This is a genomic window from Halomonas rhizosphaerae, assembly GCF_030012485.1.
GTDB classification, from domain to species: domain Bacteria; phylum Pseudomonadota; class Gammaproteobacteria; order Pseudomonadales; family Halomonadaceae; genus Halomonas; species Halomonas rhizosphaerae.
Genome location: NZ_JASCQQ010000032.1, coordinates 124,482 through 143,372 on the forward strand (window position 1 = coordinate 124,482; position 18,891 = coordinate 143,372).

At 66.2% G+C, this 18,891-nt stretch carries 22 protein-coding genes; 12 read left to right on the forward strand and 10 right to left on the reverse strand.

The window, feature by feature from the left end; genetic code table 11:
* The first annotated feature begins 25 nt into the window (after positions 1–25).
* A complete protein-coding gene (locus QLQ86_RS15215) occupies positions 26–148 on the forward strand; it encodes a hypothetical protein (RefSeq protein WP_282817509.1) in 123 nt (40 codons plus the stop codon).
* 15 nt (positions 149–163) lie between these two features.
* On the forward strand, positions 164–1,654 hold the full coding sequence (gene putP / locus QLQ86_RS15220; protein ID WP_282817510.1) for a sodium/proline symporter PutP: 1,491 nt from the start codon (positions 164–166) through the stop codon (positions 1,652–1,654).
* A gap of 191 nt (positions 1,655–1,845) precedes the next feature.
* On the opposite strand, the gene QLQ86_RS15225 is transcribed toward putP, so the two are convergent.
* Entirely contained in the window at positions 1,846–2,139 is a 294-nt protein-coding gene (locus tag QLQ86_RS15225; protein WP_282817511.1) for a hypothetical protein, read from the reverse strand.
* A 297-nt stretch (positions 2,140–2,436) separates the two neighbouring features.
* Between QLQ86_RS15225 and QLQ86_RS15230 the strand changes: the two genes are divergently transcribed.
* On the forward strand, positions 2,437–3,045 hold the full coding sequence (locus tag QLQ86_RS15230) for an OmpW/AlkL family protein (RefSeq protein WP_282817512.1): 609 nt from the start codon (positions 2,437–2,439) through the stop codon (positions 3,043–3,045).
* A 186-nt stretch (positions 3,046–3,231) separates the two neighbouring features.
* The gene (locus QLQ86_RS15235; protein ID WP_282817513.1) at positions 3,232–3,891 is read left to right on the forward strand and encodes an OmpW/AlkL family protein; all 660 of its coding nucleotides are present in this window, start codon (positions 3,232–3,234) and stop codon (positions 3,889–3,891) included.
* A 65-nt stretch (positions 3,892–3,956) separates the two neighbouring features.
* Here QLQ86_RS15235 and QLQ86_RS15240 read toward each other — a convergent pair whose 3' ends face one another.
* Together QLQ86_RS15240 and QLQ86_RS15245 are read right to left on the reverse strand one after the other, a co-directional pair.
* Positions 3,957–4,457 carry a gamma-glutamylcyclotransferase family protein gene (locus QLQ86_RS15240; RefSeq protein ID WP_282817514.1) on the reverse strand — a complete coding sequence of 167 codons (501 nt, stop codon included), beginning with the start codon at positions 4,455–4,457 and terminating at the stop codon, positions 3,957–3,959.
* Between the two features lie 18 nt (positions 4,458–4,475).
* A complete protein-coding gene (locus tag QLQ86_RS15245) occupies positions 4,476–4,808 on the reverse strand; it encodes a YqcC family protein (protein WP_282733695.1) in 333 nt (110 codons plus the stop codon).
* Between the two features lie 286 nt (positions 4,809–5,094).
* Between QLQ86_RS15245 and QLQ86_RS15250 the strand changes: the two genes are divergently transcribed.
* The 4 genes from QLQ86_RS15250 (at position 5,095) to QLQ86_RS15265 (ending at position 8,077) form a co-directional block, all read left to right on the forward strand.
* Positions 5,095–6,120 (forward strand): DUF3549 family protein, encoded by a 1,026-nt coding sequence (locus QLQ86_RS15250; protein ID WP_282817515.1) that lies wholly within the window; start codon positions 5,095–5,097, stop codon positions 6,118–6,120.
* Positions 6,121–6,144: 24 nt separating this feature from the next.
* Positions 6,145–6,582, forward strand: coding sequence for an ATP-dependent zinc protease family protein (locus QLQ86_RS15255; protein ID WP_282817516.1), 438 nt, complete (start codon positions 6,145–6,147; stop codon positions 6,580–6,582).
* Between the two features lie 31 nt (positions 6,583–6,613).
* On the forward strand, positions 6,614–7,522 hold the full coding sequence (gene rimK, locus QLQ86_RS15260; RefSeq protein ID WP_282733692.1) for a 30S ribosomal protein S6--L-glutamate ligase: 909 nt from the start codon (positions 6,614–6,616) through the stop codon (positions 7,520–7,522).
* 108 nt (positions 7,523–7,630) lie between these two features.
* Entirely contained in the window at positions 7,631–8,077 is a 447-nt protein-coding gene (locus tag QLQ86_RS15265) for a hypothetical protein (RefSeq protein ID WP_282733691.1), read from the forward strand.
* Here the strand turns inward: QLQ86_RS15265 and QLQ86_RS15270 are convergent.
* From QLQ86_RS15270 to QLQ86_RS15300, 7 genes are all read right to left on the reverse strand, one after another.
* Positions 7,998–8,780 carry a SanA/YdcF family protein gene (locus QLQ86_RS15270; protein ID WP_282817517.1) on the reverse strand — a complete coding sequence of 261 codons (783 nt, stop codon included), beginning with the start codon at positions 8,778–8,780 and terminating at the stop codon, positions 7,998–8,000. The two genes, QLQ86_RS15265 and QLQ86_RS15270, sit on opposite strands and share 80 nt — an antisense overlap.
* Before the next feature lie 20 nt (positions 8,781–8,800).
* Complete coding sequence (sufT, locus tag QLQ86_RS15275) at positions 8,801–9,373, reverse strand: putative Fe-S cluster assembly protein SufT (RefSeq protein WP_282733689.1); 573 nt, start codon at positions 9,371–9,373, stop codon at positions 8,801–8,803.
* An 18-nt stretch (positions 9,374–9,391) separates the two neighbouring features.
* Positions 9,392–10,633, reverse strand: coding sequence for an aminotransferase class V-fold PLP-dependent enzyme (locus tag QLQ86_RS15280; protein WP_282817518.1), 1,242 nt, complete (start codon positions 10,631–10,633; stop codon positions 9,392–9,394).
* A gap of 3 nt (positions 10,634–10,636) precedes the next feature.
* Entirely contained in the window at positions 10,637–11,998 is a 1,362-nt protein-coding gene (gene sufD, locus QLQ86_RS15285) for a Fe-S cluster assembly protein SufD (protein WP_282817519.1), read from the reverse strand.
* Positions 11,995–12,747, reverse strand: coding sequence for a Fe-S cluster assembly ATPase SufC (sufC, locus tag QLQ86_RS15290; RefSeq protein ID WP_106229035.1), 753 nt, complete (start codon positions 12,745–12,747; stop codon positions 11,995–11,997). Before sufC ends, sufD begins: the two co-directional genes overlap by 4 nt.
* Positions 12,748–12,939: 192 nt before the next feature.
* Positions 12,940–14,382: a Fe-S cluster assembly protein SufB gene (gene sufB, locus QLQ86_RS15295; RefSeq protein ID WP_282733685.1), complete on the reverse strand. Its 1,443-nt coding sequence runs from the start codon at positions 14,380–14,382 to the stop codon at positions 12,940–12,942.
* A 71-nt stretch (positions 14,383–14,453) separates the two neighbouring features.
* Complete coding sequence (locus tag QLQ86_RS15300) at positions 14,454–14,915, reverse strand: SUF system Fe-S cluster assembly regulator (RefSeq protein WP_152484299.1); 462 nt, start codon at positions 14,913–14,915, stop codon at positions 14,454–14,456.
* 402 nt (positions 14,916–15,317) lie between these two features.
* Between QLQ86_RS15300 and QLQ86_RS15305 the strand changes: the two genes are divergently transcribed.
* Genes QLQ86_RS15305 through QLQ86_RS15320 form a run of 4 tightly spaced genes read left to right on the forward strand, consistent with a single transcriptional unit; the run spans position 15,318 to position 18,850 of the window.
* Entirely contained in the window at positions 15,318–15,983 is a 666-nt protein-coding gene (locus QLQ86_RS15305; protein ID WP_282817520.1) for an ABC transporter permease, read from the forward strand.
* Positions 15,984–16,022: 39 nt separating this feature from the next.
* On the forward strand, positions 16,023–17,183 hold the full coding sequence (locus QLQ86_RS15310; RefSeq protein WP_282817521.1) for an ABC transporter ATP-binding protein: 1,161 nt from the start codon (positions 16,023–16,025) through the stop codon (positions 17,181–17,183).
* Between the two features lie 4 nt (positions 17,184–17,187).
* A complete protein-coding gene (locus tag QLQ86_RS15315) occupies positions 17,188–17,919 on the forward strand; it encodes an ABC transporter permease (RefSeq protein WP_282733682.1) in 732 nt (243 codons plus the stop codon).
* 49 nt (positions 17,920–17,968) lie between these two features.
* Positions 17,969–18,850 (forward strand): glycine betaine ABC transporter substrate-binding protein, encoded by an 882-nt coding sequence (locus QLQ86_RS15320; protein ID WP_282817522.1) that lies wholly within the window; start codon positions 17,969–17,971, stop codon positions 18,848–18,850.
* Positions 18,851–18,891 lie beyond the last annotated feature (41 nt).

Here is an 18,891-nt window from a genome sequence, read left to right on the forward strand (position 1 = left end):
AACAAGAAACTGAAGGAACCCCCTCATGATGGAAAACAATGCCACCAACGGCCTCACGCTAGCGCCCGGCCCGATCGTGGTGCTCGCCACCAGTGTTCTGGCCGGCATGCCTACCAACAAGATGTCGGAGCTACATCCGGCCCAATAAACGGGAGAAGTTTCTATGGCTACTGGCGTTTGGATCAGTCTCTTCGCTTACTTTGCGCTCATGATCGCCATCGGCTTTTATGCCATGCGCAAGTCCACGTCCACCTCTGAGGATTACATGCTGGGTGGCCGACAGCTCAGTCCACAAGTGGCGGCCCTGTCGGCTGGCGCTTCGGACATGAGTGGCTGGTTGCTGCTGGGCCTCCCCGGGGCGATGTTCGTATCGGGGCTGGGGTCTGCCTGGATCGGTATCGGCCTGCTCGTGGGTGCGTTCTTCAACTGGACGCTGGTCGCACCTCGCCTTCGCGAGCAGACGCTTCACTATAATGATGCGATCACCATTCCGGAATTCCTGGGAAACCGGTTCCCGACTCAGGCCATTCCGCTGAGAACGGTATCCGCTATCGTCATCGTGATCTTCTTCGCGGTGTACACGGCCTCAGGCCTGGTGGCAGGCGGCAAGCTGTTCGAAAGCGCGTTTGCCGGCGTTCTCAACATTGGTGGCATGAGCGACTACGCGTCGGGCGTCGTCATCACCCTGGGCGTGGTGCTTGTGTACACGGTGGTTGGCGGCTTCCTGGCCGTGAGCATGACGGACTTCGTGCAGGGCTGCATCATGATGCTGGCCCTGGTGATCATGCCGGCAGTGGTGCTCTTTGGCGAGGGTGGCGGCGGTTTCTCCCAGGCCTCCCAGACCCTGAATGAGGTCGATCCTTCGCTTCTGTCGTGGACGGAGGGACTGACCATTGTCGGCTGGCTGTCTGCCGTGACCTGGGGGCTGGGGTACTTCGGGCAGCCGCACATCATCGTGCGCTTCATGGCCATCCGGTCTCAGAAGGATGTTCCCATTGCCCGTAACATCGGCATGAGCTGGATGCTCATCTCCCTGGTCGGCGCGATCTCTCTGGGTGTGTTCGGCCGGGCCTATGCGGTCCGCAATGGCATGGATGTCCAGGACCCGGAAACGATCTTCATCATCCTGGCGGATCTGCTATTCCATCCGCTGATCACCGGCTTCCTCTATGCGGCACTGCTTGCTGCGATCATGAGTACCATATCCAGCCAGCTTCTGGTGTCGTCCTCCTCATTGACCGAGGACTTCTACCGCCTGTTCCTGCGCAAGGAGGCGACGGAGAAGGAGGTCGTCGCCGTTGGCCGGGGCAGCGTCGTTGTGGTGGGTCTGGTTGCCGCCGTCATTGCGTCCGATCCGACCTCTCAGGTTCTGGGGCTGGTCAGTAACGCCTGGGCCGGCTTCGGTGCGGCGTTCGGCCCGCTGATCATCCTGTCGCTGATGTGGTCGCGCACCAACGGCGCTGGCGCCCTCGCGGGCATGGTGGTGGGTGCCGTCACCGTCATGCTCTGGATCTCGCTGGGCTGGAACGGCTCGTTCATGGGAGGTCCCGGCGTGTACGAGATCATTCCTGGCTTCATCGCTGCCTTCATCGCCATCCTGGTGGTGAGCAGCGTGACTGCCGACGCCGGTGAGTACCAGCAGATCAGTCGCTAACAGAGCGCGAGAACGCGTCTAACGCACTCAAGCTAAAGGGCTCCTCCGGGAGCCCTTGCTGTTATCGGGGGTGTCAGGCATCGCGGTCCGTGACTGGCTGGCGCACACGCAGGAAAGCCGCCCTCGGGCGGCTTTCCTTGTTTCCGGGTGGCACGTCTTCCCAAAAGCGGCGCACTGCCCGCTGCAGCGGATCAGGCCATGACCGCCCGCACCAGCAGCACCAGGGCGAAGGCGCCGAGCGCCACCAGGCTCCAGGGGGGCGTGGTCATCCGCCTCAGCCAGAACTGTTGCGCCTCCAGCCCCATCGGTGCCATGAAGGCCGCGCCCAGCGCCCAGACCCCCAGCCCGATCAGTGGCAGGCGCAAGGCCATGGGCAGCGTGCTGATCAGGGCGGGCTGCCACAGCAGCCACAGCGCCAGTGCCGCCGCCAGCAGCATCGCCCCCAGGGTCACGCCGGGCAGGCGTCGACGTGTGTTGGTCTCCATCTCGGCTCTCCTTGTCGCCTGCCCACAGTCAAGACGATCCACGGCTAGGATGCGAGCCCCGGCGCCAGATGGCAGTATTTTCTTGTACGGACATTGCACGACGGAGACGCCCTGTCGCCCAACGGCGACAGGAGAATGCCGATGACATCGGGCCTTATAGGCTATCGAGGTCATGACAATTTTTTACAAGACTTGTATAAACACCGTTTTTATAATCGGAACCTAGATAGATCATCCGGCGCTGCGCTCCTTTCGGGGCGTCAGGCACGGGACACCAGGAAAGGGAGGATTCATCCCATGCGCACGACACGACTGATCCCGGCCATCGCCCTCGCCGCCGGTTGCACCTTCGCCAGCCAGGCGGCGCTGGCCTATGGCGCCGGCGACATCTTCGTCCGCGGCGGCATCGCCAAGACGGAACCCGAGGGCTCAGACAACGGCAATCTCGGCGGCAGCGAGCTGACCATCGAGGGCGAGCGCGGCTTCACCTATGGGCTCGGCTACCTGTTCACCGACAGGCTCGGCGTCGAGCTCAACGGCAGCGAGGAATTCGAGCATGGCCTGACCCTGGACGGCGCCTCGGCAGGCAGCGTCGATCGCATGCCCGTCAACCTGATGGCCAACTACTACCCGCTGGGGGGCCTCGACTCCCCCGTCCAGCCCTATGCCGGCGTGGGCGTCAACTATACCCGCTTCTCCGGTGAGCCCGGCGGCGTCGATGTCGAGAGCTCCTATGGCGCCGTCGGCCAGCTCGGCGTCGACCTCGCCGTGACCCGCAACCTGAGGCTCAACGGCTTCGCCAACTATGCCGACGTCAGCGCCGACATCGAGTCGGGGGGCACGCAGATCGGCGAGGCCGAGGTCGACCCGGTGACCGTCGGGGGCGGCGTGACCTACCACTTCTGAGCGACGATACCGACGCCACACCGCAGGACCCCGGGCCATGAGCACGGCGTCCTGCTGTCAGCCCCTTCATGCCACTGACGACCAACCCTTGCGCTGGATCAATAATGCCCCGGCGCGCCCGCGATAGACTGCTCACAGGTTCCGTTGCGGCAAGAGGCCGCACCCTCGTCAACCAGGAGTCGATCCATGCGCAAGACCGCCCTTCCCACCCTGCTCGCCGCCGGCATCGCGTCGGCCGCCTTCATCGCCAGCACCCAGGCCTTCGCCTACGGCGCCGGCGACTTCTTCACCCGCGTGGGCGTGGCCAAGGTTGAGCCCAAGAGCGACAACGGCGAAGTAGATACCGCACTCGGCAAGTTTGACGTAGACGTCGAGGACGATAGCGCCTTTGCCTTTACTCTGGGCTATCGCTTTACCGACAAGCTGGGCGTGGAGCTGCTGGCCGCGGAGCCCTTCGACCATGACTTCACCCTGAGTGCCGGTGGCGCAGAGATAGCGAACGGCTCCACTGACCATCTGCCGCCGACCCTGACCCTGCAGTACTACCCGCTGGGCGGCACCGACGCCCGTGTCCAGCCCTATGCCGGCATCGGCGTCAACTACACCCGCTTCTCGGATGAGGAGATCAATGTACCCGGAGTACCTGGCGCCAGTCTCGAGCTGGACGACTCCTGGGGCGCCGCCGGTCAGCTGGGCGTCGACCTGCTGATCGACGATAACTGGGCGCTCAACGCCGCCGCCTGGTACCTGGATATCGACACCGATGCCAGCCTCAACGGTGACGACATCGGCACGGTCGAGATCGACCCGGTGGTGGTGATGGCGGGCCTCAGCTTCCGCTTCTGATCGCCGCCCGACACGACGAGGCCCGCCATTCGGCGGGCCTCGTTGCGTTCGGCGCCGACAGTCAGCTAGCGGGACGAGTGGCGCGAGAGCCCCAGCGCCGCCAGGGTCGTTTCGTCGAGCCCGGCGACCGCCTCCACCGCCGAGAGGCGCGCATGGTAGGCGGCACTGAGGAAGGGCTCTCCGGCCAGCAGGTGCTCGAGATACTCCCGCGCCGGGCGCAGCGCCTCGGCGGTGGTGCCCGGCGCGGCGATATAGACCCAGGCGTCGATGGCCCCGTCGCGAGTCACGACCGGCAAGCGGTGACGGTCGTACTCCCGGGGATAGCCCTCGAAGGGGTCCATGCACCGGATCTGCCCGGCGTGTTCGAGCTCGAACAGCGCCCCCTCCACGCGCTCGCCCGGCCGGGGCACCACGTTGGCGTGGGCGATGCCCGCCACCCGGGACGCCTTGTCGAAGCGCAACGCATGGTCCTGCAGCACGCCGGCCAGCACCCGGCGGGTAGGGCCGATGCGGGCCGCGACCCGGGCGGGGTTCATGTTGCTGCCATAGGCAAAGTAGTAGGGCATATCAGGCTTCCGGCGGCATCAGTTCTCGGTGACCAGGCGGTCGATCTCCTCGACCACCTTGCACATCAGCAGCCGGTCGCTGGCCCGCGCGCCCTCCTGCTGCAGCCAGGCGTCCACCGCGGGGGCGACGTCGCAGGTCGCCGGCATCGGCGAGCGCGACTCGACCAGGGCTTCCAGGCGCACGATGAACACGAAGCGCAGCCACTGGGGCAGCGTCATGGTGTCGATGCAGAACGGCTGAACGCTGCGGAAGGCGTCCGGCTCGGGTCGCTCCATGCGCCACAGGCTGGCGGCCTTCATGGTGGCCTCGAGCTCGCGCAGGGCGGTGCCGAGTTCGTCGTGAACGGTCATGGGCAGTCTCGTCGGTGCATGTGGAACCATTATCCCCGTTCGGCCCCGCCGCTGGCCACCCCGCGAGGCCTCCACTGCCCGACCAGCCATCTTGTGCACAGTGCACAGATATCCTGAACGGGCCTGTGGATAAACACTGGAAAGATCTCGCCTGGCCGCTTCCCATGGGCCATGGCGCAGACTGGTCAACAACTGACCAACGACGGATCGCGACGAGGACCCTCACGGGCGGCTGACAGCACCCCGACACCGCGGTAGAGTGCACGGTTCCTGACCCGGAGAGAGCATGCAACCGATCCACAGCCTTCACGACTTCTTCCTGCGCAGCGGTGCCGAGGTGAGGCTCTACCACCTGGGCCGCCGGGTCGAGCCCTGCTCGCTCGACACCCTGGCCGCCTTCGAGGCCGGCGACCTGGCCTGGCCGGCTCCCTGGCAGGGAACGGCACGCCTGGCCATGGTCTTTCGCCTGGGCGACCTGGAGGACCCGCTGATCTGGTTCCTGGCCCTGCCGCTGGACGAGCAGGGCCATCTCGACCCGGCCCCGCGGGACGCCTTCGTGCAGCGCCTGCTGGAGACCCTCGGCCACAGCGTGCAGGGCCTGGGGCGCACGGAGAGTGCCGGGATCGACAACCTGATGAAGGACAACCCCCTGGCTTTCAGCCCCGCGCTGCCCTTCCAGGCCGTGCTGCATGCGCGTGCCAGCCTGGACGCGGGCCTCCCCGCCAGCCAGCACTTCGAGCCGGTCGAGGCCTACCTGACCGGGCAGCAGGCGATCGACTGGCGAGCCCTGGGCCTGCAGGGCCTGGCTGATTTCGCGGTACGCCTGGATGCGGCCTCGAGCCGGACGCTGGCGGCTCGCCTCGACACCCTGCCCGGCGAGGTGCTGACCTCGCTGTGCTACTGTCTGGAGCATGTGTCGATTGCCGACGACCTGGCCCTCGCCCTGCGCCGTCGCGGCGAGGCGGCGGGCCGCGACGGGGACATCGAGGCCTTCTGCGCCTGCGTGCGCGCCATGGGCGGCGCCTCGCGCGAGCTGGCCGGCGCCTGGTTCGACGTGCTGCTTGATGATCCCGACGCCTGCGGCCCCGATCTGCTGGCGGCGATCGCCGGGCGCGGCTGGCACCACCTGGAGGATGCCGAGCGCCTGCCCCGCTTCCTCGCCCGCCTGGCCGAGACCCCCGGGGCCGACTTCATGGCGGTGGCCCGTGACCTGGCGCTGATCCCGCGACTGCGCCTGCCGCTGCTGATGACGCTGCGCGAGGCCGGGCCGGACTCCGCCATCGGCCGCCGCCTGGCCGGCCTGTCACGCTGAGTGCAGAGACCTGGGAGCGAGATGATGAAAGAACTGCCCTACACGCCCAAGGCGGTGATCGGCCGCCGCGAGATGGTCACCCTGCCGGAATTGCACCTGACGCTCTGCGCCAAGGCCGATACCGGCGCCAGGACCTCGGCGCTGCATGCCGAGGACATCGAGTCCTACGAGGAGGACGGCCATCTCTGGGTCGGCTTCACGACCCGCAGCGGCGGCCCCGGCACGCCGGCCCACGTCCACCGCATGCACCTGCATGACCGCCGGCGGGTGACCAGTTCCAACGGCCAGGCCGAATGGCGCTACGTGATCCGCACGACGATGCAACTGGGCAGCCTGGAGTTCCCCGTGGAGCTGAGCCTGACCGACCGCCGCGACATGCGCCACCCCATGCTGCTGGGCCGCCGGGCCCTGCGCCGCCTGCTGGTGGCGCCCGGCGTGGCTTTCCTGCATGGCGAACCCTGACCCTTCCCGGCCATCGACCCTGGAGCCCCGAATGCATATCGCGCTGCTGTCCCGCAATCGCAACCTCTACTCCACGCGGCGCCTGATCGAGGCGGCCGAACTGCGCGGCCACACCGCACGAGTGGTCGATACCCTGCGCTGCTACATGAGCATCGCCTCGCACCACCCCTCGATCCACTACAAGGGCAAGGAGCTCGAGCCCTTCGACGCGGTGATCCCGCGCATCGGCTCCTCGATCACCTTCTACGGCTGTGCGGTACTGCGCCAGTTCGAGATGATGGGCACCTATGTGATCAACGACAACGTCTCGATCACCCGCTCCCGCGACAAGCTGCGCTCGCTGCAGCTGCTGTCGCGCAAGGGGCTCGGGCTGCCGATCACCGGCTTCGCCCACTCCCCGGACGACATTCCCGACCTGATCACCATGGTCAGGGGCGCCCCGCTGGTCATCAAGCTGCTGGAGGGCACCCAGGGCATCGGCGTGGTGCTGGCCGAGACCAACCAGGCCGCCGAGAGCGTGATCCAGGCCTTCATGGGCATGAAGGCCAACATCATGGTGCAGGAGTACATCAAGGAGGCGAAGGGCGCCGATATCCGCTGCCTGGTGATCGGCGACAAGGTCGTGGCCTCGATGAAGCGCCAGGCCGCCGAGGGCGAGTTCCGTTCCAACCTGCATCGCGGCGGCAGTGCCAGCGTGATACGCATCACCCCGGAGGAGCGCTCCACGGCGATCCGTGCCGCCAAGGCCATGGGGCTGCGGGTAGCCGGCGTCGACCTGCTGCGCTCGAACCACGGCCCGGTGATCATGGAGGTCAACTCCTCGCCAGGGTTGCAGGGTATCGAGACGGCCACCGGCAAGGACATTGCCGGGCTGATCATCGAGCACCTGGAGAAGAATGCCGCCCCGCGACACAAGGTCCCACCCCGCCCCAAGGGCTGAATTTTCAGCCCAAAGGCTAACGGGGAACCGGCAATTTATTGATCCCCGGGGGTGGCAAATGGGAGGCGACAGCCCCACAATCTGCGTCACCGGAGGAGGTGACCGCTCATGTTTCTCGACAATCGCCAGGTGGCGATGGACAGTGCCCTCGAGGCGATGGCCGACAGCATCGACTACTTTCAGGACAATCTGGAGCGCCTGCGTCCCTCGCTGCGCGACAGCCTGAAGCCCCACTACGAGGCGCGGGCGAAGTCGATGCACGAGCTCCAGGAGCTGTCACGCAAGCATCTCAACCTGCTGCCCCGCGATGCCGATGTCGAGCGCGACGACTACATGTGGCTGTGGAGCCGGCTGAAGAGCTTCGTCGGCAATGAGAGCCAGGTGGTGATCGGCGAGTTGCTGGAACAGGAGCGGGTGCTGATGCAGGCGCTCTCGACGCTGTTCACCCACCCCCTGCCCGAGCCGATGGAGCCGGTCATCGAGGAGTGCTGGAAGGGCTGTCGGGCGCTGATCCGCGAGCTGTATCGTCTTCAGAAGCAGCGTCAGAAGCGTTGATCACCCCCGGCGGGAGCAGCAGACGGTCACGTTCCCGGGGCATGATCTGCAAGGGTTCGAGCGGCCCCAGGAAGTGCGGTTCGCGCTCCCACAGGTAGAGATCCCCCAAGGTGGCCACTCGCGCCACCCATTCGCGAAGCTTGAGCCGCCAGAGCCCGGTCACGGCGCGTTCGGGCGCCGCGCAGCCCCTCACCTCGAGCCCCAGAGCCTCGCCGATGAACAGCGCCCGCGGCAGGTGCCACGCCTGGGTGACCAGCAGCGCCCGCTCCACGCCGAAGACATCACGCGCCCTGGCCAGGGTGTCGAAGGTGCTGAAGCCGGCATAGTCCAGGGTCATGTCCTCGTCGCGCACGTCTCGCCCCCGCAGGTCTCGCCACATGGTCACCGGCTCGTTGTAGTAGCGGGTGCTGTTGTCGCCGGAGATCAGCAGGTGGTCGACCCGCCCGAGATGGATCAGGTGGGCGGCGGCGCCCATGCGCCCCTCGAAGTGCGGATTGCGCGTCCCGCTGCGTGTCCAGTGGGAGGTCCCGAAGACGATGCCCACGGGCTCGCTGCCGCACTGCGACAACTCGTCCTCGATCTTCCCCTGGGTACGGCCCAGCACATAGAAGTTGGCCAGCGCGAACAGCAATGTCGCCAGGAGCGCAAGCGCTCCCAGCGACATCAATACCGCCTTGAAGACCTTCCAGAATGGCCGGTGCATCGCGCTCCCCGGAGCAGGCGCTAGAACATCCCGAGTTCCAGCTTGGCCTCGTCGCTCATCATCTCACGACTCCAGGGGGGATCGAAGACGATCTCGGTATGGACCTTGCTGATCTGCGGGGCACCGAGGATCTTGTTGCGGGCATCGGCGGCGATCACGTCGCCCATGCCGCAGCCTGGCGCGGTCAGGGTCATGCGGATGGTGACGATGCGCTCGCCGGTGATCAGCCGCTCGATGCGACAGCCATAGACCAGCCCGAGGTCGACGATGTTGACCGGGATCTCGGGGTCGAAGCAGGTGCGCAGCTGGTCCCACACGAACTGCTCGATCTCCTCCTCCGAGGCATCCTCGGGCAGGGTCGGCCGAGGCAGCGCCTCGAGGCCCAGGGCATCCAGGTTGGCCCCCTCGATCAGGTAGAGACGCCCCTCGAAGCCCACGCTGACCGTGCTGCCCTTGGCCTGCATCACGTTCACGACGCTGTCCTCCGGCAGGGTCACGGTCTTGCCGAAGGGAATGGAGATCGCCTCCACGTCACGCTGCAGGGGCAGCTCCTGGCCCTTGTGGAGGGTGGCAATCTGCTCGATATCGCTCATGTCGCTCCTTGATAGGCCTCAGCGCAGCATGCCAACGACGCGCTCGAGCCCCTCGACGAAGACGTCGATCTCCTCGGGCGTGTTGTAGGCGGCGAAGGATGCTCGGCAGGTGGCGTCCAGCCCGAACTGTGCCAGCAGCGGCTGGGCGCAGTGATGGCCGGTCCGGATCGCCACGCCGAGCTGGTCGATCAGCAGCCCGATGTCCTGGGAGTGCGCCCCGTCGACCACGAACGACAATACGCCCGCCTTGTCCGGTGCAGTCCCCAGAACGCGCAGCCCCTCGATGCCCTGCACGCCCTCGGTGGCATGCTCGAGCAGCCTGGCCTCCCAGGCACCGATCAGCTCGAGGCCGATCTCCTGGACCCACTGCAGGGCACGCCCCAGGGCGATCACCTCGGCGATGGCCGGCGTACCGGCCTCGAACTTGTGGGGGATGTCGGCGAAGGTAGTGGGCGTCTCGAAGGAGACCGTGCGGATCATCTCGCCGCCCCCCTGCCAGGGCGGCATCGCCTCGAGCAGCCCGGCCTTGCCGTAGAGCACGCCCACGCCGGTCGGCCCGTAGACCTTGTGGCCGGAGAAGGCATAGAAGTCGGCATCGATGTCACGCACGTCGATGGCCTGGTGGGGGGCGGCCTGGGCGCCGTCGACGAGGATCCGGGCGCCGTGTTCGTGGGCCACCCGCGCCATCTCGCGAACCGGGTTGATGGTGCCGAAGGCATTGGAGATGTGGTTCACCGCCACCAGCCGAGTGCGCTCGGTGAAAAGGTCGCGATACGCCGCCATGTCCAGCACGCCGCGCTCGTCCACCGGGATCACCTTGATGGCGAATCCCAATTCGCCGGCCAGCAGCTGCCAGGGCACGATGTTGGAGTGGTGCTCGAGGCGGGAAATCAGCACTTCGTCACCGGGGCCGAGATTGACGCGCCCCCAGCTGTTGGCCACCAGGTTGATCGCCTCGGTGGTGCCGCGGGTGAAGACGATCTCGCGAGTCTCGTCCGCGTTCAGGAAGGCACGCACCGTCTCCCGGGTCCCCTCGAAGGCCGCCGTGGCCTCGTCGGCCAGAGTATGCAGCCCGCGATGGATATTGGCGTTGTAGCGACCGTAGTAGTCGTCGAACATCGCGATCACCTGGCGCGGGGTCTGGCTGGTGGCGGCGTTGTCCAGGTAGACCAGCGGCTTGCCGTGGACTTCCCGGTCGAGGATCGGGAAGTCGCGTCGCACCTTCACCACGTCCAGCGTCAGGTCGCTGAAGTCGGCCATGGCTCACTCCTCGTTCAGGGCGGCGGCGGTTTCCACCAGGCCGGCCAGGTTGAAGCGCTCGGGCAGCTTGCCCGCCACGGCCAGTTCGACCCGCTCGGAGATGGCGTCGAGGTCGACCTGCTCCAGCACCTCGCCGGCGAACGCCAGGGTCAGCAGGCCGCGGGCCGTCTGCTCGTCGATGCCGCGGGTGCGCAGGGCGAACACCGCCTCCTCGTCGAGCTGGCCGGTAGTGGCGCCGTGGGCGCACTTGACGTCATCGGCGTAGATCTCGAGCTCAGGCTTGGTGTCGATCTCGGCGCGGTCGGAGAGCAGCAGGTTGGCATTGCTCTGCTCGGCCTCGATCTTCTGGCTGTCGCGCTTGACGATCACCTTGCCGTTGAACACGCCATGGGCGCGGTCGTCGAGGATGCCCTTGTAGTTCTCGTGGGAGAAGGTGTGGGGCGCGTTGTGGTTGACCAGGGTGTGGTTGTCCACGTGCTGGCGACCCTGGCCGTAGAAGAGGCCGTTGAAGTTGGCCTCGGCCCCCTCGCCGTTGAGCTCGGCCACCAGGTCGTTGCGCACCAGGCCGCCGCCCAGGTTCAGGTTGAACGAGGTGTAGCGGCTGTCGCGGGCTTGCTCGATGTGGATGCTGGCCACGTGCAGGTCGGAAAGCGGCGCCTCCTGCAGCTTGAAGTGGGTGAGGATCGCGCCGCGGTCGAGGATGATCTCCTCCACCAGGTTGGTGAAGTTGGCGGCCTGCTCCTCGCCCACATGGTGCTCGATGACCGTGGCCTGGCTGCGCCCGGCCATCTCGAGCAGGATGCGCGGGTGGCTCATCACCGGCGCCTCGCCCTCACGGGAGAGGAACTGCAGGATGATCGGCTTCTCCACCACGGTGCCCGGCGCCAGGCGAAGCACGGCGCCCTCGTCCATGAAGGCGGTATTGAGCGCCGCGAAAGGCGAGAACTCGACCCCGGTGAGCCGACCCAGCGGGCCGCCCACCGCCTCGTGGTTCTCCTCGAGTGCACGAGAGAGCGGCACCAGGTGCACGCCAGCGGGCAGGTCGTCGAGCCTCGACAAGGCCGGGGCGAAGACGCCGTCGACGAAGGTCAGCCGGTGGGCCTCCATGGGCAGGGTCAGTCGCGCCGCCGTGGCCGGGGAGAAGTCGGCCTCCGTGGCCAGGCGGAAGTCGCCGCGGGCGATGGCCCGCACGTCGGTGTACTTCCACTCCTCGATGCGCCGGTGGGGAAAGCCCAGCGCCTCGAAGCGCGCGGCCCCCGCCTGGCGCCGGGCGGCGATCCAGGTCGGCTCGGCACCGCGACCGGCGCGGTGCTCGTCCAGCCGGTCGAGGAAGCGTTGCACGTCGCTCTGCACTGCATCACTCATGCGGCGGTCTCCTCCTGCACCCAGTCATAGCCACGGCTCTCGAGTTCACGGGCAAGCTCGGCATCGCCGCTCTTGACGATGCGCCCATCGACCAGCACATGCACGCGATCCGGTACGATGTAGTCCAGCAGGCGCTGGTAGTGGGTCACCAGCAGGATGGCCCGGTCCTCGGCACGCAAGGAATTGACGCCGTCGGCGACCACCTTCATGGCGTCGATGTCCAGGCCCGAGTCGATCTCGTCGAGCATCGCGAGCCTGGGCTGCAGCACCAGCATCTGCAGGATCTCGTTGCGCTTCTTCTCACCGCCGGAGAAGCCCTCGTTGACGGCACGCTGCAGGAAGCTGGTGTCCATCTTCATCGAGGCGACCTTCTCCTTGATCAGCTTCATGAACTCCGGTGCCGGGATCTCGCCCAGGCCCTGCGCCTCACGCTGGGCGTTCAGCGCCGCCTTGAGCAGGTAGATGTTCTTCACCCCGGGGATCTCCACCGGGTACTGGAAGCCCAGCAGCAGGCCGGCACGGGCCCGCTCCTCGATCTCCATCTCAAGCACGTCCTGGCCCTCGAAGGTGATCGAGCCCTTGGTCACCTCGTAGCCGTCCTTGCCGGCGATCACCGCCGAGAGGGTCGACTTGCCGGCCCCGTTGGGGCCCATGATGGCGTGGACTTCACCGGCGTTGATGGTCAGGGTGAGGCCCTTGAGGATCTCGGAACCCTCGACCGTGACGTGCAGATCCTTGACTTCGAGCATGTTGACTACCTTTTCGATTTTGGCGAGCCGCCACCGCGACCCGAAAAAATGATGCATTCCACTGCGCCAGAGGCGCGTCATGAGCGACGGTCAATCAAGGCGGAGGCCCGACGAGTGCAGCGGAGTTGACTGTTGCTCAATGAGCATGCCGGGGAGGGCCTCCCACACCGAGTGACCGAGCGCAGTAGCGCCTTAACCCACAGCACCTTCGAGGGTAACGTTCAGCAGCGCCTCGGCCTCCACGGCGAACTCCATGGGCAGTTCCTGGAAGACGTCCTTGCAGAAGCCGTTGACAATCATGCTGACCGCGTCCTCCTCGGAGATGCCGCGGCTCTGGCAGTAGAACAGCTGGTCCTCGCCGATCTTGGAGGTAGTGGCCTCGTGTTCGACGGTGGCCGTGCTGTTGCCGATCTCCTGATAGGGAAAGGTATGGGCGCCGCACTGGTCGCCGATCAGCAGGGAGTCGCACTGGGTGAAGTTGCGCGCGCCCCTGGCCCGCGGTCCCACCTTCACCAGGCCGCGATAGGACTGGTTGCTGCGGCCGGCGGAGATGCCCTTGGAGATGATGCTCGAGCGCGTGCCCTCGCCGATATGGATCATCTTGGTGCCGGTATCGGCCTGCTGGCGGCCGTTGGTCACCGCCACGGAGTAGAATTCGCCGATGCTGTCCTTGCCGCGCAGCACGCAGGAGGGGTATTTCCAGGTGATCGCCGAGCCGGTCTCCACCTGGGTCCAGCTGATGCGCGAGCGGTCGCCCCGGCAGTCGCCCCGCTTGGTGACGAAGTTGTAGATGCCACCCTTGCCGTCCTCGTCGCCGGGGTACCAGTTCTGCACGGTGGAGTACTTGATGTAGGCATCCTCGAGCGCCACCAGCTCCACCACCGCCGCATGCAGCTGGTTCTCGTCACGCTGCGGCGCGGTGCAGCCCTCCAGGTAGGAGACCTGCGCACGGCTCTCGCAGACGATCAGGGTACGCTCGAACTGGCCGGTGTTGGCGGCGTTGATGCGGAAGTAGGTGGAGAGCTCCATGGGGCAGGTCACGCCTTCCGGGACGAAGACGAAGGAGCCGTCGGTGAACACCGCCGAGTTCAGCGCCGCGAAGTAGTTGTCCCCCTGGGGGACCACGCTGCCCAGGTACTGCTTGACCAGTTCCGGGTAGTCGCGGATCGCCTCGGAGATGGAGCAGAAGATCACGCCCGCCTCGTGAAGCTTCTCCTTGAAGGTGGTGGTCACCGAGACGGAGTCGAAGACGGCATCCACCGCCACGCCGGCCAGGGCCGCCCGCTCGTGCAGGGGAATGCCCAGCTTCTCGTAGGTCTCGAGCAGCTTGGGGTCCACCTCGTCGAGGCTCTGGGGACGGTCCTCGTCACGCTTGGGCGCGCTGTAGTAGGAGATCGCCTGGTAGTCGATGGGCGGATAGTCCAGGTGCGCCCAGGAGGGCGGCGTCATCTTCAGCCATTGGTGGTAGGCCTTGAGGCGCCACTCCAGCATCCACTCCGGCTCGCCCTTCTTGTTCGAGATGAAGGCAATGGTGCTCTCGTCCAGGCCGGGCGGTACCGTGTCGCTCTCGATGTCGGTCACGAAGCCTTCCTTGTACTCGCGACGGACAAGCTGTTCCATTTCCTGAGTTGCCATGATGTGTCCCCCTCCCGGGCGGTTGGGTCGGCGAGCGAGGCTCGCCTCGGGTAGTGAGTGCTCGGGGTGCGTCAGGCCTCGGCGGCCAGACTCACGCTCTGAATGGGCAGCTGCACCGGCAGCTTGATCGGGCTGGTGTCGGCCAGGTGGGCCAGGGTCACGCTGTCGAGCAGCGTACGGATGGCCAGCGAGACCCGCTGCCAGTTGTCCGCGACCCCGCAGGTGGCGGCCAGGTCGCAGTCGCCGCCGGCCTGGCTGCACTCGGTCATCGCCACCGGCCCCTCGATGGCGGAAATGATGTCGCTGGCGGTGATCCGGGACGCGGGGCGCGCCAGGGAGTATCCCCCCTGGGCGCCACGGCGCGACTCCAGCAGGCCGGCGCGCACCAGCATCTTCAGGGTCTTGCTGACCGTGGGATGGGGCAGCTGGACCGCCTCGGCAAGCTCCGCGGCGGCGTGGGGCTGTTCCGGGTGACGGGCAATCTGCGCCATCACCACGGCGGCGTAGTCGGTCAGCCGCGAAAGCTTGAGCAAGGCCTGACTCCCCGGGGATATCTCCCCCTCATGTTCGATTGAGGACCATTTTAGTCCTGTATCATTTTGATGTGAAGCCCCGCCGCCCAATCGAACGGATCGCGGCACGTTCACGGACGTTACCGACAAGAACGATAATCGATATCATTTGAAGAGGCAGGGAGAAGGGCTATCGCATGCGCTCGGCTACCCGGAAGGCATCAACACTGCCAATTCTTCTCATTGCGCATCCTCATTCACGGAAAAACAAATAGATAGGACGCTCTGCTATGCTGTGGAGCCTCGCATGGGGCAATTCGTCGCCCCTCGCCCCTGCCCGCGACATCGTCACACCCCATCAACACAGGGTCGTCGCCCGGCGGCTATGCTTGCCAAGGGACGGGACTCGCAAGGAGAGAATGCTTGGAACTGATTCTGTACGCGCTGGACAACATCGACCTCTTGGCCACGCGCACCATGGAGCATATCGCTCTGGTGGGCGTCGCGGTCGGCATCGCCACCCTCACCGGGGTCCCGATCGGCATTGCCATCACCAAGAACGAGCGCCTGGCCCAGACCGTGCTCTACATCGCCTCGATCATCGTCACCATCCCGTCGATCGCGCTGTTCGGCATCATGATCCCGGTGCTTTCCCTGATCGGCCAGGGCATCGGCTATGTGCCAGCGGTCATCGCCGTGCTGCTCTATTCCCAGCTGCCGATCATTCGTAACACCTACACCGCGATCAACAACGTCGACCCGGCGCTGCGCGAGGCGGCCCGGGGTATCGGGATGAGTCCCAACCAGCGCCTGCGCCTGGTGGAGATCCCCCTGGCGGTGCCGGTGATTATGGCCGGCGTACGGACCGCTGTCGTTCTCAACATCGGCGTGATGGCGATTGCCGCCTACATCGGCGCCGGGGGCCTCGGCACCTTCATCAGCCGAGGCATCTCCCAGTCCGATCCGCGCCAGCTGATCGTCGGTGCCGTGGCGGTGAGCCTGCTGGCGATCATCGTCGACTACACCCTGCTCTACGTTCAGAAGCGCCTGACGCCCAGGGGCATGGAGCTCGACGCCTCCACCGCCTGAGGGCGAGCCCCTGACGACCGAGACGACAAGGACACCCGAATGATCCAACTCGATAACCTGACCAAGGTCTTCGACACGCCCAAGGGCGCCGTGGTCGCCGCCGACCACATCAGCATGAGCGTGCCCAGCGGCGAGATCTGCATCCTGCTGGGCCCCTCGGGCTGTGGCAAGACCACGACCCTGAAGATGATCAACCGCATCGTTCAGCCGACCTCCGGCAAGGTGTTGATCAACGGCGAAGATACCACCGGCATGAACACTCAGGACCTGCGCCGCAACATCGGCTATGTGATCCAGCAGATCGGGCTCTTCCCCAACATGACCATCGAGCAGAACATCACGGTGGTGCCCCAGCTGCTTGGCTGGGACAAGGCGCGCTACCGGGAGCGTGCCCGGGAACTGATGGCGATGATCTCCATGGAACCCGACGCCTTCCTCAAGCGCTTTCCAAGCGAGTTGTCGGGTGGCCAGCAGCAGCGCATCGGCGTGGCACGAGCGCTCGCCGCCGACCCGCCCGTAATGCTGATGGACGAACCCTTCGGTGCCATCGACCCCATCAACCGGGCGGTGATCCAGGACGAGTTCCTCAAGATGCAGCAGGAACTCAAGAAGACCATCATGTTCGTCAGCCACGACATCGACGAGGCGATCAAGATGGGCGACCGGGTGGCGATATTCCGCGAGGGCAAGCTGGTCCAGCACTCCTCGCCCGACGACCTGCTGGCCGCACCGAAGAACGCCTTCGTCGAGTCCTTCCTCGGCGAGGACCGCGCGCTCAAGCGCCTCAACCTGGTCAAGGTCGAGGAAGTCGTCTCCGACGAGATCGCCACCGTGAGTCCCGGCGACACCCTGGAGACGGCGCTGGCCCGCATCGACGACTACGGCTACCAGAACGCCATCCTGATGGTGAACGACCAGCGCCAGCCGGTGGGCCTGATCACAAGGTCCAAGGCGCGCACCACCAAGGGCTACTGTCGCGACCATTTCGAGAACGTCCCGGCCACGGTGACCCTGGAGGACGACCTGCGCAAGGTCGCCTCGCTGATGTTTTCCCAGGACGCCACCTGGCTGCCCTGCGTGGACGACGAAGGTCGCGTCTGCGGCCAGATCACCCAGCGCGCCATGACGCACCACCTGGGGTCACGCTTCCGCGCCCGCGAGGCCGCCACCCGGAACCCCGACAGCGCCGTCAAGGAGTGAGCCGATGCCGATCCAGAGCCTGAAAGGGGCCCTGCGTGCACTCCTGCTGGTGGCGATCTTCTTCGCCGGGGTATGGAGCCAGTCGAGCGGGGTCATCGACGACTTCCTGTGGTACCTGCCCGACGTGCAGTACCTGGCCATCCAGCACCTGTGGCTGACGGTGATCTCCGGCGGCCTGGCGATCCTGGTGGCCATCCCGCTGGGCATCGTGCTGTCGCGCCCGAGCATGACCCGCTGGGCGGAGTCGCTGATGCAGGTGCTCAACGTCGGCACCACCATCCCGACGCTGGCGGTGCTGGCGCTCTCCATGAGCTTCCTGGGCATCGGCACGGTGCCGGCGGTCTTCGGGCTGTTCGTCGCCACCCTGCTGCCGATCACCCGCAACACCTATGCCGGGCTCAAGGGCGTCGACCCGGCGCTGATGGAGGCCGCCGCCGGCATCGGCATGTCGTCAACCCAGCGGCTGCTGCGGGTGGAGCTGCCCAACGCCCTCTACGTGATCTTCGCGGGCATGCGCACCGCCCTGACCATCAACGTGGGCACCGTGCCGCTGGCCTTCCTGATCGGTGCCGGGGGGCTGGGCGAGCTGATCTTCACCGGCATCGACCTGTACGATCCGGTGATGATGCTGGCCGGTGCCATTCCCACCGCCCTGCTGGCGATCGTCGTCGATGCGCTGGTCGCCACCGTCGCCTTCCTGATGGTGCCGCGAGGCGTCAACCCGTCGCGGGCCTGATCGTTCGCAACGTGCTACACCATTTCAAGTCACACGAGGAGAAGTACCCATGAAACGCCTGATCACCACCCTCTCCGGCCTGGCCCTGGCCAGTGCCATGACCACCGCCGGCGCCGCCGAGATCACCGTCGGGGGGAAGAACTTCACCGAGCAGCAGATCATCTCCAACATGACCACCCAGTACCTGGAGGGCCTCGGCTACGACGTGGAGAATCGCTCCGGCATGGGCTCCGCCGTGCTGCGCCAGGCCCAGGAGAATGGCCAGATCGACCTCTACTGGGAGTACACCGGCACCTCGCTGATCAACTACAACGACGTCACGGAACGCCTCGGGCCCGAAGAGACCTATGAGCGGGTCAAGGAACTCGACGCCGAAAAGGGCCTGGTGTGGCTTGAGCCCTCCGAGGCCAACAACACCTACGCCCTGGCGATGCGCGAGGATGACGCCGAGGAGCGCGGCATCGCCTCGCTCTCCGACCTGGCCCAGGCGGTCAATGACGGCGAGGAGCTGACCTTCGCCTTGAACGCGGAGTTCTATGCCCGCGAGGACGGCTGGCGGCCGCTGCAGCAGGCCTACGACTTCCGCGTCAGCCGTGGCGACGTCAAGCGCATGGATTCCGGCCTGGTCTACCCGGCCCTGCGCGATGGCGACGTCGAGGTGGGCCTGGTCTTCGCGACCGATGGTCGGATCCCGGCCTTCGACTTCCGTGTGCTCGAGGATGACAAGGGCTACTTCCCGGCCTACGCCCTGACCCCGGTGGTACGCCAGGAGACCCTGGAGGCGAATACCGACCTCGCCGAGCAGATGAATGCGCTGTCGACGCTGCTCGACGACGAGACCATGGCCGAGCTCAACGCCCGGGTCGACGTCGAGCGCGAGAACATCGAGGACGTGGCCCAGTCCTTCCTCGAGGAGAACGAGCTGCTGTGACGCACCCGGAGATGGCTGGCATAATGCCGGCCATTGCCTAC

What these genes read in the sequence shown, in the direction of transcription:
- QLQ86_RS15215 (WP_282817509.1), top strand. Translation starts at nt 26, where the DNA reads ATGATGGAAAACAATGCCACCAACGGCCTCACGCTAGCGCCCGGCCCG.
- putP (WP_282817510.1), top strand. Translation starts at nt 164, where the DNA reads ATGGCTACTGGCGTTTGGATCAGTCTCTTCGCTTACTTTGCGCTCATG.
- QLQ86_RS15225 (WP_282817511.1), bottom strand. Translation starts at nt 2,139, where the DNA reads ATGGAGACCAACACACGTCGACGCCTGCCCGGCGTGACCCTGGGGGCG.
- QLQ86_RS15230 (WP_282817512.1), top strand. Translation starts at nt 2,437, where the DNA reads ATGCGCACGACACGACTGATCCCGGCCATCGCCCTCGCCGCCGGTTGC.
- QLQ86_RS15235 (WP_282817513.1), top strand. Translation starts at nt 3,232, where the DNA reads ATGCGCAAGACCGCCCTTCCCACCCTGCTCGCCGCCGGCATCGCGTCG.
- QLQ86_RS15240 (WP_282817514.1), bottom strand. Translation starts at nt 4,457, where the DNA reads ATGCCCTACTACTTTGCCTATGGCAGCAACATGAACCCCGCCCGGGTC.
- QLQ86_RS15245 (WP_282733695.1), bottom strand. Translation starts at nt 4,808, where the DNA reads ATGACCGTTCACGACGAACTCGGCACCGCCCTGCGCGAGCTCGAGGCC.
- QLQ86_RS15250 (WP_282817515.1), top strand. Translation starts at nt 5,095, where the DNA reads ATGCAACCGATCCACAGCCTTCACGACTTCTTCCTGCGCAGCGGTGCC.
- QLQ86_RS15255 (WP_282817516.1), top strand. Translation starts at nt 6,145, where the DNA reads ATGAAAGAACTGCCCTACACGCCCAAGGCGGTGATCGGCCGCCGCGAG.
- rimK (WP_282733692.1), top strand. Translation starts at nt 6,614, where the DNA reads ATGCATATCGCGCTGCTGTCCCGCAATCGCAACCTCTACTCCACGCGG.
- QLQ86_RS15265 (WP_282733691.1), top strand. Translation starts at nt 7,631, where the DNA reads ATGTTTCTCGACAATCGCCAGGTGGCGATGGACAGTGCCCTCGAGGCG.
- QLQ86_RS15270 (WP_282817517.1), bottom strand. Translation starts at nt 8,780, where the DNA reads ATGCACCGGCCATTCTGGAAGGTCTTCAAGGCGGTATTGATGTCGCTG.
- sufT (WP_282733689.1), bottom strand. Translation starts at nt 9,373, where the DNA reads ATGAGCGATATCGAGCAGATTGCCACCCTCCACAAGGGCCAGGAGCTG.
- QLQ86_RS15280 (WP_282817518.1), bottom strand. Translation starts at nt 10,633, where the DNA reads ATGGCCGACTTCAGCGACCTGACGCTGGACGTGGTGAAGGTGCGACGC.
- sufD (WP_282817519.1), bottom strand. Translation starts at nt 11,998, where the DNA reads ATGAGTGATGCAGTGCAGAGCGACGTGCAACGCTTCCTCGACCGGCTG.
- sufC (WP_106229035.1), bottom strand. Translation starts at nt 12,747, where the DNA reads ATGCTCGAAGTCAAGGATCTGCACGTCACGGTCGAGGGTTCCGAGATC.
- sufB (WP_282733685.1), bottom strand. Translation starts at nt 14,382, where the DNA reads ATGGCAACTCAGGAAATGGAACAGCTTGTCCGTCGCGAGTACAAGGAA.
- QLQ86_RS15310 (WP_282817521.1), top strand. Translation starts at nt 16,023, where the DNA reads ATGATCCAACTCGATAACCTGACCAAGGTCTTCGACACGCCCAAGGGC.
- QLQ86_RS15315 (WP_282733682.1), top strand. Translation starts at nt 17,188, where the DNA reads ATGCCGATCCAGAGCCTGAAAGGGGCCCTGCGTGCACTCCTGCTGGTG.
- QLQ86_RS15320 (WP_282817522.1), top strand. Translation starts at nt 17,969, where the DNA reads ATGAAACGCCTGATCACCACCCTCTCCGGCCTGGCCCTGGCCAGTGCC.